This window comes from Bradyrhizobium glycinis (assembly GCF_016031655.1).
GTDB classification, from domain to species: Bacteria; Pseudomonadota; Alphaproteobacteria; order Rhizobiales; family Xanthobacteraceae; genus Bradyrhizobium; species Bradyrhizobium glycinis.
The window spans coordinates 22184-36982 of record NZ_JACCHQ010000019.1; the positions used below are offsets into that span (position 1 = coordinate 22184).

General features: G+C 63.1%; 12 protein-coding genes and 1 tRNA gene. 11 read left to right on the top strand and 2 right to left on the bottom strand.

Going from position 1 to position 14799, the window contains the following annotated elements; translation table 11 throughout:
- Nucleotides 1-272 precede the first annotated feature (272 nt).
- From HZZ16_RS24455 to HZZ16_RS24495, 9 genes are all read left to right on the top strand, one after another.
- Entirely contained in the window at nucleotides 273-866 is a 594-nt protein-coding gene (locus HZZ16_RS24455; RefSeq protein ID WP_197952553.1) for a beta-1-3, beta-1-6-glucan biosynthesis protein, read from the top strand.
- A gap of 217 nt (nucleotides 867-1083) precedes the next feature.
- Entirely contained in the window at nucleotides 1084-3744 is a 2661-nt protein-coding gene (locus HZZ16_RS24460; protein ID WP_197952428.1) for a glycosyltransferase, read from the top strand.
- Between the two features lie 436 nt (nucleotides 3745-4180).
- Nucleotides 4181-4256 (top strand) — tRNA-Lys (locus tag HZZ16_RS24465).
- A 144-nt stretch (nucleotides 4257-4400) separates the two neighbouring features.
- On the top strand, nucleotides 4401-5576 hold the full coding sequence (locus HZZ16_RS24470) for an XRE family transcriptional regulator (protein ID WP_197952429.1): 1176 nt from the start codon (nucleotides 4401-4403) through the stop codon (nucleotides 5574-5576).
- A complete protein-coding gene (locus tag HZZ16_RS24475; protein ID WP_197952430.1) occupies nucleotides 5573-6073 on the top strand; it encodes a DUF4411 family protein in 501 nt (166 codons plus the stop codon). The genes HZZ16_RS24470 and HZZ16_RS24475 overlap by 4 nt, the downstream gene beginning before the upstream one ends.
- A 1115-nt stretch (nucleotides 6074-7188) precedes the next feature.
- Entirely contained in the window at nucleotides 7189-7347 is a 159-nt protein-coding gene (locus HZZ16_RS24480) for a hypothetical protein (protein WP_197952431.1), read from the top strand.
- Between the two features lie 501 nt (nucleotides 7348-7848).
- Nucleotides 7849-8196 (top strand): response regulator, encoded by a 348-nt coding sequence (locus HZZ16_RS24485; protein WP_197952432.1) that lies wholly within the window; start codon nucleotides 7849-7851, stop codon nucleotides 8194-8196.
- A gap of 121 nt (nucleotides 8197-8317) precedes the next feature.
- On the top strand, nucleotides 8318-8509 hold the full coding sequence (locus HZZ16_RS24490) for a hypothetical protein (protein ID WP_246510405.1): 192 nt from the start codon (nucleotides 8318-8320) through the stop codon (nucleotides 8507-8509).
- A gap of 730 nt (nucleotides 8510-9239) precedes the next feature.
- A complete protein-coding gene (locus HZZ16_RS24495; RefSeq protein ID WP_197952434.1) occupies nucleotides 9240-9410 on the top strand; it encodes a hypothetical protein in 171 nt (56 codons plus the stop codon).
- Between the two features lie 10 nt (nucleotides 9411-9420).
- On the opposite strand, the gene HZZ16_RS24500 is transcribed toward HZZ16_RS24495, so the two are convergent.
- Together HZZ16_RS24500 and HZZ16_RS24505 are read right to left on the bottom strand one after the other, a co-directional pair.
- Nucleotides 9421-10083: a hypothetical protein gene (locus tag HZZ16_RS24500; RefSeq protein WP_197952435.1), complete on the bottom strand. Its 663-nt coding sequence runs from the start codon at nucleotides 10081-10083 to the stop codon at nucleotides 9421-9423.
- Between the two features lie 431 nt (nucleotides 10084-10514).
- On the bottom strand, nucleotides 10515-13622 hold the full coding sequence (locus HZZ16_RS24505) for a DEAD/DEAH box helicase (protein ID WP_197952554.1): 3108 nt from the start codon (nucleotides 13620-13622) through the stop codon (nucleotides 10515-10517).
- Between the two features lie 467 nt (nucleotides 13623-14089).
- Here HZZ16_RS24505 and HZZ16_RS24510 point away from each other — a divergent pair, with 467 nt between their 5' ends.
- Both HZZ16_RS24510 and HZZ16_RS24515 read left to right on the top strand, forming a co-directional pair.
- Entirely contained in the window at nucleotides 14090-14359 is a 270-nt protein-coding gene (locus HZZ16_RS24510) for a hypothetical protein (protein WP_197952436.1), read from the top strand.
- A gap of 193 nt (nucleotides 14360-14552) precedes the next feature.
- A complete protein-coding gene (locus HZZ16_RS24515) occupies nucleotides 14553-14798 on the top strand; it encodes a hypothetical protein (protein ID WP_376707588.1) in 246 nt (81 codons plus the stop codon).
- Nucleotide 14799: the final 1 nt, after the last annotated feature.

A 14799-nucleotide genomic window follows, 5' to 3' on the forward strand; every position in this document is an offset into this window, starting at 1 on the left:
TCGGTTCCGTCCTCCGCGAAGGGCCGTCGATTACCTTCTCGCACGCCGTCTGCCAAGGGGGCACGTCCGGTGGATCCCTCGCGCCCCCAAAGGAATTTACCTGCGGCCGTTCGACCGTGATCTAGGATCGTGACTTTGCTGGACAAAATTCGAAATACAGGTCATGGACTCCCAAAGACTTTTCCGCCGCATTGGAGACCCATTTGGACGCCATCAGCTTGCGCGTCCGCGGGGCTCCTGACGCGGACGGCCAGCGATACATTGGGGAATTCATGCGGCAACGGGTGTTCGAGTTACGAAATGCGGTCCTGCGGCAGTTCGCCGCCACCTTGGCCATCTCCTGCCTGCTCGTTCTGACCGGTGCTGGCGGAGCCCTCGCCCAGAGCGGCACGCCGGCCCCGGCCGACCAGGGCAAGGCGGCCGCCCAGCCCGCTGATGCCGCCAAGGACGCCGCCCAGAATCAGCGCCGCACCGACGAATTCGCGGAGGCCGCCCAGGTCATCAACGGCCCGGCCGGCAATCCCGAATGCGTCTGGCTCGGCCGGCGCGTGGTGCGGCTGATGTGGCGGGACGACCTCGATACCGCGTTCCGCCATCTCGACCTCTACGACCGCTTCGGCTGCCCCGGCGGCCACATCCAGGCCGCGTTCCGCTGCCTGACCCGCTTCGGCGGCCAGATCGATCCCAAAGTGGCGGAAACCCTGGATAGCCGCGTGCACGCGTGCTGGATCAACCCGGCCGCCCAGCCGCAGCAAGCGGCGGCGGCCGCGGCCTCCCAGCCGGCAGCGCCGGCCGCCAATGCACAGCCGCAGCCGGCCGCGAGCCCCTCGCCTGCGGCAAGCCCGTCTCCGGCCCCGGCGAAATAGCAGCCGCCCGTTTCAGCTGCCGTTCAGGAACGGTCGGCCATAGAGACGCTTGGCACTGCCGCGCGTCGTTCGAAAAGGCCATGCCCTCATAAGGACATGAGGCCATGACAGTTGTGAAACCGCGCGGCAGAGATATGCTTCCTTTGCCGCGGACACGGTCGGATCTCGGGGTCGGATCCGCTGCCCTGCCACCTCAGCCCCTATTGGTTTAGCCGCGATGCGCGTTGTCGCCGCCGTTCTGTTGCTCGTGTCTGCGCTCCACGCAGGCGTCTGGGGAGTCCTGCGCGACAGGGAACCTGCGCCGGACTTCAAGGGCCTGCTGCCGAGCCTGTCCTATACGCCGTTCGAACCGGGCCATGTCGTCGACCTCAACGTCGACCCCGACAAGATTCGCGCGGACATGAAGAAGCTCTCGACCCTCACGCGAGCGATCCGGTCCTACACCGCGACGGAAGGCAGCGAGCTGGTGCCGCCGATCGCGGCCGAGTTCGGCCTCAAGGTCACGGTCGGCGCCTGGATCGACAAGGACGAGGATCGCAACGAGCGGGAGATCAAGGCCGCCATCGAGCTCGCCCGCAAGAACAGCAACGTGATCGGCATCGTGGTCGGCAACGAGGTGATCTACCGCGGCGACCAGAAGATCGAGGACCTCATCAACAAGATCAAGAAGGTCAAGGGCGCGGTCCGCGTTCCCGTTACGACGGGCGAGATCTGGAACATCTGGCGCGATTTTCCGGACCTCGCCTCCAGCGTCGACTTCATCGCCGCGCACGTGCTGCCCTACTGGGAAAACTTCCGTTCGGATCAGGCCGTCGACCAGGCCGTGGACCGCTACAACCTCCTGCGCAATCAGTTCCCGGGCAAGCGCATCGTGATCGCCGAGTTCGGATGGCCGAGCGCAGGCTATAATTTGCGCAGCGCAGACCCAGGTCCGTTCCAGCAGGCGCTGACTTTGCGCAACTTCGTCACCCGCGCCGAAGCGCTCGGCATGGACTACAACATCGTCGAAGCCATCGATCGGCCCTGGAAATTCTTCGAAGGCGGCGTCGGTCCGTATTGGGGCATCCTCAATGCCAGCAGCGAACCGAAATTCGCCTGGACCGGCCCGGTCGAGAACCCCGACTACTGGAAGCTGATGGGTATCGCGCTCCTGGTCGGCGTGCTGCTATCGCTGCCGATCCTCCGGATCGAGAAGGCGACCGCCAGGCAGGCCTTCCTGCTGTCGGCGACCGCCAACGGCGTCGGCGCCTGGGCTGCGACCGTGTTCGCCTATTGGAACGGCCACTACTTCCTGTTCGGCTCGGCCTTCGCGCTGACGCTCGGCATGATCCTCCTTGTTCCGCTGGTCCTCATCGCGATGGCGCGCATCGACGAGATCGCCGCGGTCGCCTTCGGCCGGCCGCCGCAGCGTCTGATCGCGAAGAACAAGCCGGTCGAGAACGTTCCCGAGACTTACTGCCCGAAGGTCTCGATCCATATCCCCGCTTACTTCGAGCCGGTCGAGATGCTGAAGCAGACGCTGGATGCGCTGTCGCGGCTGAACTATCCGAACTACGAATGCGTGGTGATCATCAACAACACGCCGGACCCGGCCTTCTGGCAGCCAATCCAGGACCATTGCCGCGCGCTGGGTGAACGCTTCAAGTTCATCAACGCCGAGAAGGTGCAGGGCTTCAAGGCCGGCGCGCTGCGCATCGCGATGGACCGCACCGCGGCGGATGCCGAGATCATCGGCATCCTCGATGCCGATTATGTCGTCGAGCCCGACTGGCTGAAGGACCTCGTGCCGGCCTTCGCCGACCCGCGCGTCGGCCTCGTGCAGGCGCCGCAGGAGCACCGCGACGGCGATCTGTCGATCATGCACTACATCATGAACGGCGAATATGCCGGCTTCTTCGACATCGGCATGGTCCAGCGCAACGAGGCCAACGCCATCATCGTGCACGGCACGATGTGCCTGATCCGCCGCGCCGCGATGGACATGGCCGGCGGCTGGTCGAGCGACACGATCTGCGAGGATTCCGATCTCGGCCTTGCGATCCAGGAGCTCGGCTGGACCACCCATTACACCAACACGCGCTACGGCGCGGGCCTACTGCCCGACACCTATGAGGCCTTCAAGAAGCAGCGGCACCGCTGGGCCTATGGCGGCCTGCAGATCGTCAAGAAGCACTGGCGCCGCTTCCTGCCCGGTGCGAGTCGGCTGACGCCCGACCAGAAGCGCGAATATGGCCTGGGCTGGCTGAACTGGCTGGGCGCCGAAAGCCTCGGCGTGGTCGTGGCGCTGCTCAACCTCGTCTGGGTGCCGATCGTCGCCTTCGCCGACATCGCCATCCCTGACAAGATCCTGACGCTGCCGATCATCGGCGCCTTCGTCGTCTCGCTGGTGCACTTCCTGTCGATGTACCGCGCCCGCGTCGCCATCAAGCCCGGCCAGATGCTGGGTGCCATGATCGCGGCGATGAGTGTGCAATGGACGGTGTCGCGCGCGGTGGCGCAAGGCCTGATCACCGAGCACATCGCCTTCGCCCGCACCTCCAAGGGCGGGCTCAGCCGGATGTCGATTGAGTTCCAGGCGTTCTGGGAGGCGGTGATCGGCACCCTGCTCCTGGTCGGCGCCGGCGTGCTGATCGCCACCAACAGCTACAAGCAGATCACCGAGATCTACATCTTCGCCGGCGTCCTGGTGCTGCAGAGTCTGCCGTTCCTCGCCGCGGTCGCCATTGCCATCCTCGAGCTCAGCCGCATCAACTCGTTCCAGTTCTGGCGCGACAGCGCGATCCGCACCGCCGAGCTGATCGGGCTCCGCCCGGTCGCGCTGCCCCAGGTGGGCGCGCCGCAGCCGGTACCGACCGAGGTCCGGCGGGAGACGAACTGACGAGCGGGCGCGCCCGCCTGCGGCGGGCCCTTCCAGGATCAAAGCGAGCTTCTCGGCAAGGTCCTTCGACCCTCATGATGAGGAGCCGGCCCAAAGGCGGGCGCTCCGGACGATGCTCCGCATCGCCGGGCGAACTATTGCAGGCCGAGCTCATTCGGCGATCTCCGGCAGTTCAGCGTGGATGAAGGCTCACCAATCAGGTTGAAATTCCCAGCCTAACCAGCGGACGCCACGAGCGAATCCCCGGCCCTGCCGCGATCTTCGCCAACCACCCGCACTATTGACCTCCGCAGCCACTCCCCCTACACAGCGCGGGCCGAAAGCATGATCCGGAAACAACCGGTTTTCCCCGCGACGCATTTGGCGCAGCGGCAAGATATGCTTCTCGAATGTCCGATCACGATGGCGACCACGTCATAGCCATCAGCGGCCATGGGAGCGCGTAGCTCAGCCGGTAGAGCACGTGACTTTTAATCACGGGGTCCTGGGTTCGAGCCCCAGCGCGCTCACCAAAAGAAATCAGAGAGTTAGGACAGATTTAGGTGTCGAGCCGCGCGCCCTCGGTTCGTCGGGGCCACTTCTAGGGCCACATGGCACGCTAGGGACTCCCTAAACATATCGCGCTATGCAAAATTTGACCGGCGGGAATCTGGCAGATGTCGAAGGCGTTCATAAACGGCGCGGTGCTCCGATGGGCTCGGGAACGGGCCGACATGCCCCCCGAGCAACTTGCAAAGAAGATCGGTCAAAAGGCTGATCGGCTTGCCCGATGGGAAGCCGGTGAAGATCAGCCAACCTTCAAACAGGCCGTTCGACTAGCATCGGTTACGCATGTGCCGTTCGGGTATTTCTTTCTACCCCAGCCTCCCGTCGAAGATCTCCCGTTACCAGATCTTCGAACCGTTGGCGGAGAGCCCGCTCGCGCTTTCGACTCCAACACAACAGACCTAATCCGCGACGTACTCTTCAAGCACGCTTGGTTTGTAGAGCACCTTAAGCAGCAGGGTCATGAGCCTTTGTCGTTCGTTGCTCGATATCGCCTAACCGATTCTCCAGTTGATATAGCTGCCAACATTCGAAGCACCTTGAATCTTACAGATGCAACGGCTCGGTCGGCGAATTGGGAAGAGTTCATCCGATTGCTCATTGATAGCGCTGAAGCAGCCGGCGTATGGATCATGAGAACGGGTATCGTCGGCAGCGATACTCATCGCTCGCTGAGCGTCCGTCAATTCAGAGGCTTCGCCATAAGTGATCCTGTCGCGCCCCTCGTGTTCATCAATGGAAAAGATGCGCTCGCCGCGCAAATCTTCACTTTCGCCCATGAGTTAGCGCACATTTGGCTCGGATCCAGTGGCGTATCCAACGTTCAGATCGGTAGAAGGGACTACGGCACGAGCCGTCGAACCGAGATCGTGTGCAACGCAGTTGCAGCTGAGCTGCTCGTTCCGCGTGACGACTTTGAAAAAAGTTGGTCGAATACGAAATCCCAGAACGCAAACTACGACGATCTGGCGCGTCGATTCAAGGTAAGCCGGATTGTGATCGCAAGGAGAGCGCTCGACCTTGGGAAAATACCTGAGGGAGCCTATTCGGCGTTCTACAAAGAAGAGGAAGATAGATGGGAAGAGGAACGACGCGAGCAAGCCGATAAGGCCAGCGGCGGCAATTTTTATAGCACCCTTCCACTGCGAAATGGATCGCGTTTTACAAATGCCGTGGTCTCCAGTGCAATGTCCGGAGACACCCTGCTTCGCGATGCAGCTTCCCTGCTAAATATTCAGCCGGCGACCGTTGTAAAGTTCTACAAAAAGGCGACGGCGCCGAAATGAAGTATCTATTTGACGCGAACGTCTTCATCCAAGCCAAGAATTGGTATTACGCATTCGACATCTGTCCGGGATTTTGGGACTGGATGGACTATGTCACCAAAGTAGACGTGGGCAGTATCGTTCCTGTTTGCGAAGAACTTAGAAAAGGTGGCGACGAGCTCGCCAAGTGGGCGAATGCGAGACGTACAGAACCGTGGTTCCTGAAAATCGACGATAAAGACACTCAAAAGGCGATGTCTGCGATTGCGGCACACGTCGCGTCCGCCGGATACCGTCCGGAAGCGCAAGCGAAATTCTTGTCGGGGGCCGATCCTTGGTTGATCGCGAAAGCTCAGATTACCGGCGCAAAAGTCATCACCCACGAACAGCCAGCACCAGCTGCCAAAGTTCGAGTGCCAATCCCCGACATATGTGACGCGTTTGGTGTTCAGTGGGGAACACCCTACGATGCCCTTCGCGCAATGTCGGCTTCGTTCACCTTCAAAGCGCCCGGCTAGGATGTCCCGGGTGTATAGCCTGGGCGGCCTACCTTCCTAAACCTGTCCGACGGGGCCATGGAGCCGCCTGACAGCAACTGTCCGGTTCTGCCCTACACCTCGGAAATTTAACCTTGGTCGGTATCTTTTGAGACACCCAGCTTGATTGTTTGAGCAGACGATATCACCCCGGCGTGCCACGCTGCTTGGTGCGTCGGGCGGCCCCGGTGTGTCCGCAGCCAGCCCCGGAACGCCGGGGCCGTTCCTTTGGATTCACATTTGTTGATGCAGGAACATCCCTCCGGATCGAGCATGTCGTTACCGGGGCTGGCAAGTTTCATCTCGGATCTATTGTAACCCGGTAGGGCCGCTGTTCCAGAGCAGCGGCCCTTGTTCTTGAAGCGTGGACCGGGGCGCGCCTAGCACCGCTTCTGCCGATCGCGAATTAGATTTGGCACCCTCGCGAATTGCCGGGGGCGGTTGCCCTCGAGACTATGCCTCTCTCGCATTTGCTCGGCCGCGACCACGCGCTAGCGCAGATCTTCCAATTCGGACAGCCCGGAAGCGAGTTTGTTGGAACGCTGTTTCAGAACAGCGCGCGATCGCAAGCGCCCATGTACGCTCCCCTCCGTCACCCCGCGCCGACCGGGACAATCGGGAAAATGATGCAATCGAGGAATGCAGTCGCGAGGAGGCAGTTCCGGTGCAAAGTGCTGCGCCGATGTTGCAGTTCGTGCGATGCGAAATCGGCTCAACTCCCCTCCGCAAACGCTCAGGCCGGGCTTCACGGGACGATCGTAGATCGGCTTGGCGCCAATGACGGCCCCGGCCGTGGGGGCTTTTGGGGTGTTGAGGCCGGGGCCGCTGGAGGTGCTTGGACCTTTGGGGAAGGCCAAAGCCACCAAAACCTAGGAAAATTCGGCAATCACTTCTGTTCGCTTTCGCACATTGCCCGTACGTTCTGTCTGCGCGGACGTGTTTTGTGTTTCCAGCTCGGAGCTGCAGTTGCGGTCGGCATACCGAGCGAGCTCCAAACGTGCCGATGCACCGCTGATCCAGGTAGGATCATAGGAACGTTTCGACCGGCGGCGAGTCCTACAGGCGCAATCCATCCCGTTTCCTTCGTGGATCGAACGATGGAAAAAGCAATCGCCTATGCCATCTCGGCGGCCCTCGTGGGCTTCGGTCTCTTGATCTTTTTCGCCGGTCTATCTTCCAGCTCGCCCGCTTTATGGACAATCGTCGCGCTGGTCCCGATCACGATCGGCATCGTGAGCGCCTTTGGTCCTGTGTGACTTGATGTGGAAACCAGGGCCTTAGGTCAGCGCGCCTGTATTTTCCGAATCGGGAAATCGTGTTCGCTCTCTCGTAGTTTCCAACCACAGGTGGCGCGCGTGAGCCATTTCGTCTCGATGCTTCTGCTTGCGACGGCCCTGATCCTGACGTTGTGCTTCGGAGTGGCAGCCTGGCGCCTCTCGGCAGACAAAGAGGCCGACATCACAGCCACGATTTCGCATCAGGAATACGGCTGGAGGCCAAGGCCCGGCAACTGAACGACAGCATTCCGCCGGCCCGGCCCAGGCGATCGCGAGGCTGCGGGCAGGTTGCTGAAGCCGCGACCAGAACCACAACCAGCCGCGCGGCCCAACAGGTACGCAGGAACAAAGCGCTCTTTTCCAACTTGAGTCTGGCTGGCTCGTCGGCCGAACTGGCGGAGGCGACCCCAACCAGCCGGCATCACGTTTCCTGCGCATGGGTCCTCACGTCGTGGACGAAGAGCGCGACTGGAGGACGACTTGCGGGTTCTTGTAGCCGAAGACGAAGACCTGATCCGAGACGTGGTGGTCGACATCCTGGAGACGCACGGGCACGAGGTCATGGAAGCCGCCAGCGGTGAACGTGCGCTTCAGCTTTGTGCCGAAGCCGCGCCTGATCTGTTGTTCACCGACATCAGGTTGGCAGGTTCGCTGACGGGCTGGGATGTTGCTATCCAGTGCAGGGAATCCAACCCGCGCTTGCCGGTGATCTACGCCACCGGCTACACGCACGCCGCTCCGCGTCCGGTGTCAGGCAGCATCATGCTCCAGAAACCATTCGGGCTTGAACGCCTCCTGGAGGCGATGCAGTCGCTCGCGGGCAAGTAGCCACAACCATCTGTGGTCAATGCTCCGCAGACTGACAATTGTTCGTCGTCAAGTTCGCCTCGGGGCAGGAACGAAGGGCCTTCCGGACGCTTTTGCAGGAATGCCAAATGTCTCGCCCGGGATGGTCAAGCCGCTGCGACTCGCTCTGTTGTATGGACACCTGGTCGCGCGCGGCGCGCGGCTGTATCATCCGGGCGGCTCGCATCCCGTGTGCAGCCTGTCATTGGCCAAGCAAATGGTCGCGGCAGGCTTGCTCCGCACCAATGGCGAGAGCTTCGAGCTGACGCAGGAAGGCCGGAGCTGCGCCGGTTGATGCACGCTGCGAGAGTTATGGGCGACCCGGTGGCTGGGGTATTGATGTTGTGGCGTGTGCGCCACCGGGCCTCGCCGATCCCAAGCCTGGGCTGGGCCGGAGATCGACTACCAATAAGGTATGTGGCTCGTTCACCTGCGATTTGCGATCCGTCAAGTTCTATCAAAAGCGCGTAGGACGGGTCGAGCTCTTGCGAACGCATCACGCATCGCGGTAAGCGCCAATTCTGATCCGCCATCGATCATCGGAGCGATCCTCAAAAGGGCCGCGGAGGGCTCCACCGAATTGGCGCTGCGACTTCCTCGCAAGCGAGCGCGCCAAATTCCGATAGAGTCCAGTAGTCGCCCCGAGATGAACTTCACGCGGCATGCGCCTATTGTGCCCTCCCGCTCCAGGCATTTTGGCCATGATTTGCGCAGCGAAGGACAGTCCGCCCGTTCTGATCTGCTCCAAGTGCAGACGGCCGATGACGTTCTTGGCGACGCTGCCGGCCATCTTCACGCTTCCCGCTGAGCATGCCTATCAGTGCCGTCCCTGTCTGCGGGTAGACACCATCCCGCTGGCCTGAAACCGGGGTGGCCGTGACGGCGCGCTCGACGATTGCACCGGTGCGTCCAATTGCCCCGCACTGCTAGTGCCTGGCATCTGCGGCTGCTCCAGGAGCCCACCCCATAAACCCGCTGACATCCCGCCGGAAACGTGTACGCTTCACCGAAACCGGAGGAACGGCATGTTTGAAATCCAGGGTTTCGACACGGCGGGCATCGTCAGCCTCAAGCGGCCTTCACTCGCGGCGGCCCTCAGGAAGGCCCGAGAGCTGGTCGAGGACGGCTGCTGGGACGTTCAGGTCGTTGATCCCACAGGCCGCATCTACACCTCGTTCGAGGAGCAAGCTGCTTAGCTCGCCAGCCTCAGCTATCCGGCGTGGCGGCCGGCACGGTCAGCGGAGCGCCGCCCACCGACACCGGCCCCAGCGGCTGGACCTCTCGCACCATCCGCTTGCGCATGGCGGCGGGAAGTCCGTAGCGGGCATTCGACCTTCGAATGGATGACGTGACGTCCGACATCATCGTGCTTTGCAGCGCATCGACCTTTGCCATCAAGGTCGACAGCTGCGAGGAGATCTTCTTCACGTCGATCCGCTCGTCCGTGATGCTCTGTCGCAGCGACAGCAGCAGCATTGAATCCTGCTGCAGCAGAACCGAGTTCTGATCCGCGGCCTGATTGTTCTGCTGCAGCAACGCGGTGTGTTGCTGCTGGGCCGCCTGAATGTCCTTCAGCGCAGCGATGACGGGGTCCGGCTTTGGCTCCGGCGTTTCGAGGCGCGGAAGCAGCTCGGCCAGGCGACCGACGTTCAGCGAGGAAAGATCCGCCGGCGAGGTGTAGATGGCCGCCGCCCCGTTGATGGCGAGCGCACAGAGCGCAAAGGCCATGATCGATTTGCGGCTGGACCGCTTGACCGGCTCCGTGGCTTCGGGAGTTTCGGATTGCTGCGCTGCCGCGGCGTCGGCCAGTGCGACGGCGTCGAGTTCTTCGGCAAAGCTTGCCGTTTCGAATGTCGTGGTCACGTGCATGGACCCCAATGAGCGAGCAACGGGCAGCCGCCCTTGGAACGTCCTCGCGACGAGTCCTTGTACGCAGCACCCTTACACAACTGCCTCAAATTGTGAGCATTCTGAATTAATTCCACGTTAGCGGCCGAGACCGGCGCCCCCGGCCGATTACGGATCTGCAAACTCCTCGCCGCGTCCGGCCAACACCCGTCCTCGCAACGGATTTTCCGAAGTTCGTATCATGCCAGCGTTTTGCCCGACATATCAACGGCCCATTGTCAGGGTTTCGTCATGACGCACCGGATGGAGAAACCCAAGCTGATCCGGTCATGTGCCAGCGCGTGCCTGGAACCACGCCATCGGTCCAACCGAAGTTTCCGCTGTTACAGAACGCATTGCTGCGCAAGCACTTAGCTACTGTGCATGGGGTTGTTTTCGCACTTTTTGATGTCCTACCCCTCGTCCAGCAGCTCGAACAGCTCCTCCACCCGCTCGAACGGCGCATCGCGCATTGGGCTGTGATAGACGACGCGGTCGCCGTCGCGTTGCAGCGATTTGCCCCGCGATTTGCGCAAGCGTCCGGGCAGGAACGTCGCGGCCGCAGCTTCAGGGCCGACGTCGAGGCGGATGATGCCGCGTCGCTTGCATTCGATCCTGAGCTTGGCCGCGGCGAAGAAGTCGCGCGCGAGCTTCGGCAAGGGTCCGAAGCGGCGGGAGGTTTCCTCCTCGAGGTCGTCGAGATCGTCCTCGTCGTTGCATCGTGCGGCGCGGGCATAGAGCTCGAGCCGCACCGGCTCGGACTGCACATAGCTCTCGGGCAGCATGTCCCCGACCGGCAGGTTGAGGTCGGGCACCCACAGCGCAGCCTGCTGCTCGTCGGTCTTCTCCGAGGCCATTTTCAGCAGGTGGCTATAGAGCACGGGCCCGAACACCTGGACGTGGCCGGATTGCTCCTCTGAGAACAAATCGCCCGCCCCTCGCAGATCCAGGTCGCGCTCGCTGATGGCAAAGCCCGCGCCCGGCCGGCTGAACTCCTCGAGTACGGCGAGGCGCTTCTCGGATTGCCCGGACTCCGTCTCGGTCAAAAGATGCGCGAAGGCGCGGATGCCGCCGCGACCGACGCGTCCGCGCAGCTGGTGCAGCTGGGCGAGGCCGAACTTTTCCGGCCAGCACACCACGATGGTGTTGGCGCGGGGAATGTCGAGGCCGCTCTCGACGATGTTGGTCGCGAGCAGGACGTCGGCATGGCCTTCGACGAAGCTCATCATGCGGTCGTCGATCTCGTCGGCCGCCAGCCTGCCGTGCAGGCAGACGATGCGAAGGTCAGGTGCCACGGCCCGCACCCGCGCCAGCATGGGATCGAGATCCTGGATACGCGGGCAGATCAGGAAGCTTTGGCCGTGGCGGCGCTGCTCGCGCAGCAGCGCCGAGGCGATCGCCGCATCCGACAGCGGGGCGATCCGGGTCGCGACCGGAAGCCGGTGCACCGGGGGCGAAGCGATCACGCTGAGATCGCGGAAGCCGGCAAGGCCGGCGGCCAGCGTCCGCGGGATCGGCGTCGCGCTCATCATCAGCACATGGACGTTCTTGGCGAGCCCTGCGAGCTTGGCCTTCTCCGCCGCGCCAAAATGCTGCTCCTCATCGACGATGACGAGGCCGAGATCGTCGAACCTGACGTCCTTGCCCGTAAGCGCCTGCGTGCCGATCACGACCTTGATCAGGCCGCTGCGCAGGCCCTCCTTGGTCTCCCGCAGCGCCGCGCCCGAGGTCGCGCGCGACAGGTTGCCGACCTCGATGCCGAACGGCGCAAAGCGCTTCTGGAACGTGGCGACGTGCTGGCGCGCCAGCACCGTCGTCGGCACCGCGACCGCCACCTGCTTGCCCGACAGCACCACCGCGGCCGCAGCGCGCAGCGCCACCTCGGTCTTGCCGAAGCCGACGTCGCCGCAGATCACCCGGTCCATTGGATGGCCGGATGCGAGATCGTCCAGCACGTCTCGGATCGCCTGGGCCTGGTCGATGGTCGTGAAGTAAGGAAAGCGCGCGACGAACTTCTCGTAGGCCGATCCCGGCGGCACCAGCTTTTCGCCGCGCCGGCGCCGGCGCTGGCTGATGTGCTTGGCAAGCGCCTTGCCCGCGATCTGGATCTCGCGCTCGGCCTCGCTGCGGCGCGCCCACCATGTGCTGCCGTCCGCCTTGTCGAGTGAAAGCCTACCGAGCTCGGCGGCGTAAGGCCACATCAAGGCGAGATCGGGCGGCGGCACCAGCACCGCATTGTCGCCGGCGAACTTCAGGCGGATCATCTCGCGCATCGCGCCGCCGCCGGTATTGACGGTCTGCAGGCCGTCGAGCACGGCAAGGCCGCGCTGGAGATGAACGACCACCGTGCCCTGCTCCGGCGCATCGGCATGGTCGAAGGCCGCGCTCCAGGCGCGCGCCATCGGCTGCGGATGATGCGCGCGGCTGCCGAGCACGTCGGACGCCGTCACCACGACCAGAGGCTTCTTCGCCGGCACGACGAAGCCGGCATCGAGATCGGCGAGCAGCGCCATCTCGCCGCCCCGCCCGCGCGCCGCCTCCTCCCAGTTCTCGCAGCGCTCCGCCTTGACCCCACTCATCCGCTCCATCACGCGCAGATCGTCCTCGTGCGCGGCGACGAGGATCAGCCGCGACCCGGCCCGACGCGTCTCCTCGACGAAGCCACGCAACGCCTTCCGGGAGGATGTCAGCTTCGAAAATTCCGGGATGGCCTGGAACGACGCCGTCCGCGGCAGCACCTTGATGCCCTTGGAGAGCCGCTTCCAATCGCTGCGCCCGAGATATTCGCGCTCCCGCTCGCTGCGGGGCGCGGCCTCCTCGATCGTATCGAGCCATCCGTCGGCGTGCGACGGCACGCCTGCATCGGCGATCCATTTGGCGCCCGCGCAATAGTCGAACAGGCTCGCGCGCTTGCCGCCTTTGCCGGCGAGGCCGAGCCGCTCCGACATGGGATCGACGAGCAGTTCCCTGGTCTCGAAGATAATCCTGTGCTCATGCGGGTCGAAGGCCACGATCCGCTTGATCGTGTGCTGCGAATGCTCGATCCGGAACGGCCCCAGCGCGCCCGCGGGAAATATCTCGAAGGTCTGGCCGTGGAACAGCGCCCCGCCCGGATAGTCCGGCTCATCGTCGAGATCGTAACCTAGGGATTGGAGGCGGGTCTCGAGGTCGTGCTCGGAGAAAGTGCCGCCCACTTTCAAGCTCAGACTGAGGCGCGACAGGCTGGCCGGCGGTGGCATCCGCTCCATCACCGCTTCCGCCGTCGATACCAGAAACACCGGATTCTTGGATTTCGCAAGACGCCTCAGCACGGAGGCTCTGCGCCCCGCGAGCTCGTGCGACGGCTCCAGCTGATCGAACGGCAAGGTGTTCAGGCGCGGAAACACCAGCACCTCGCAGGCGGGGTCGAGCGCGTGAATGACGCTGCCGAGCCGCTCCGCCCTGTTCTCGCTTTCGGCGAGAAAGACGATGCCGCTGCGTCCGGACTGCTTCCATTGTGCAAGCAGATGAAGGGCCATCATGCCGAGGGGCGACGAAGACGAGATCGTGGCGCGCTGCGATCCTTTGCTCTTCTTCGGCGGCTTCTTGGCCACCCTTGCCTTCCTGGAAAGCCTCACTTGGACCCGTTTCTGCTCTTAAACTGCCGCAAACTGAATGCGAGCCGCCTTGCCCCTCGAATCGGCAGCTCGCCGCCATGCATATGGGATTTGTCCTGCGAACGCACCCTCTTCGACAACGTTCGAGGCGGCGGCGCGATCCCTTTCGATCTGCTCTTGGCCGTGACAATGGAGGCACGAAAAAGCCCCAGCGCTTGGAGCCACGCTGGGGCGTTCGTTCGAAATGAATCGGTTAAGCAATGACGTCTTCATAGCAGCGGTTTCGCCGCGCGCTTGTGAACTGGTTCACACGCCGTGCCGGAGGCGCTCCGACCTGGCCGGAACTGGCTACCGCATCGCCCGGTTTGAGCGCGTGCACGCCGCGCGCTAAGATGCGCGCTTTGACGGAGGCTCATTTGAAACCATTCATTTTCATCTTCATCGGCGCCGTCGCGCTGCTTGCTACGGTCCCCGCTCACGCACAGACCTTGGTCGATCCCAACAAGGTCGCTCCCGAATACCGCGAGGCGGCCGAGAAGCGCCGGGCCGAGCAGCTGCGTCAGCGCGAATGCGCGCGGCAGGCCGATCTCGAGAAGGTGTTGCCGAGGGACCGCACCGCCTTTCTCAACCATTGCCTGGAGACGATGGCGGCCAAGCAATAACGGCTGGCCGACGGTTCGAACCGGCGTCGTTCGCGACGAGCCGATCGCTCCGCCGCGCGACGTCTGTCGGCATCCGGCCACGAGGGCATTCAAGCTTTCTTCAGACATTTCGGATCAGCTGACGATCCATTTTCAAAGTGATTGTTATCCGCGCATGAGTTCAGTCCAGATTCAGTGCACGCGGTGCAAGAACGTGTTTCGCGATCGCGCCGGGCGGTTGCAGGACGGCTATTCCAGGCAATGTCCGAGCTGCGAAGTCGTGCTGTTCTTCGCCGAGGACTCGCAACATCCTTTCATCAAGCGGGCGATGCGCGATGCGCGCCAGGTCCGCAAGGAGATGCGGGAGCTCCAGGCTGCGAAGCTTGCCGCACCCGAGCCGGAGGTGGCGCAGTCGAGGAGATTTGCCGGACGGACGCGATCGGTGGCGCGGGAGGACTAGC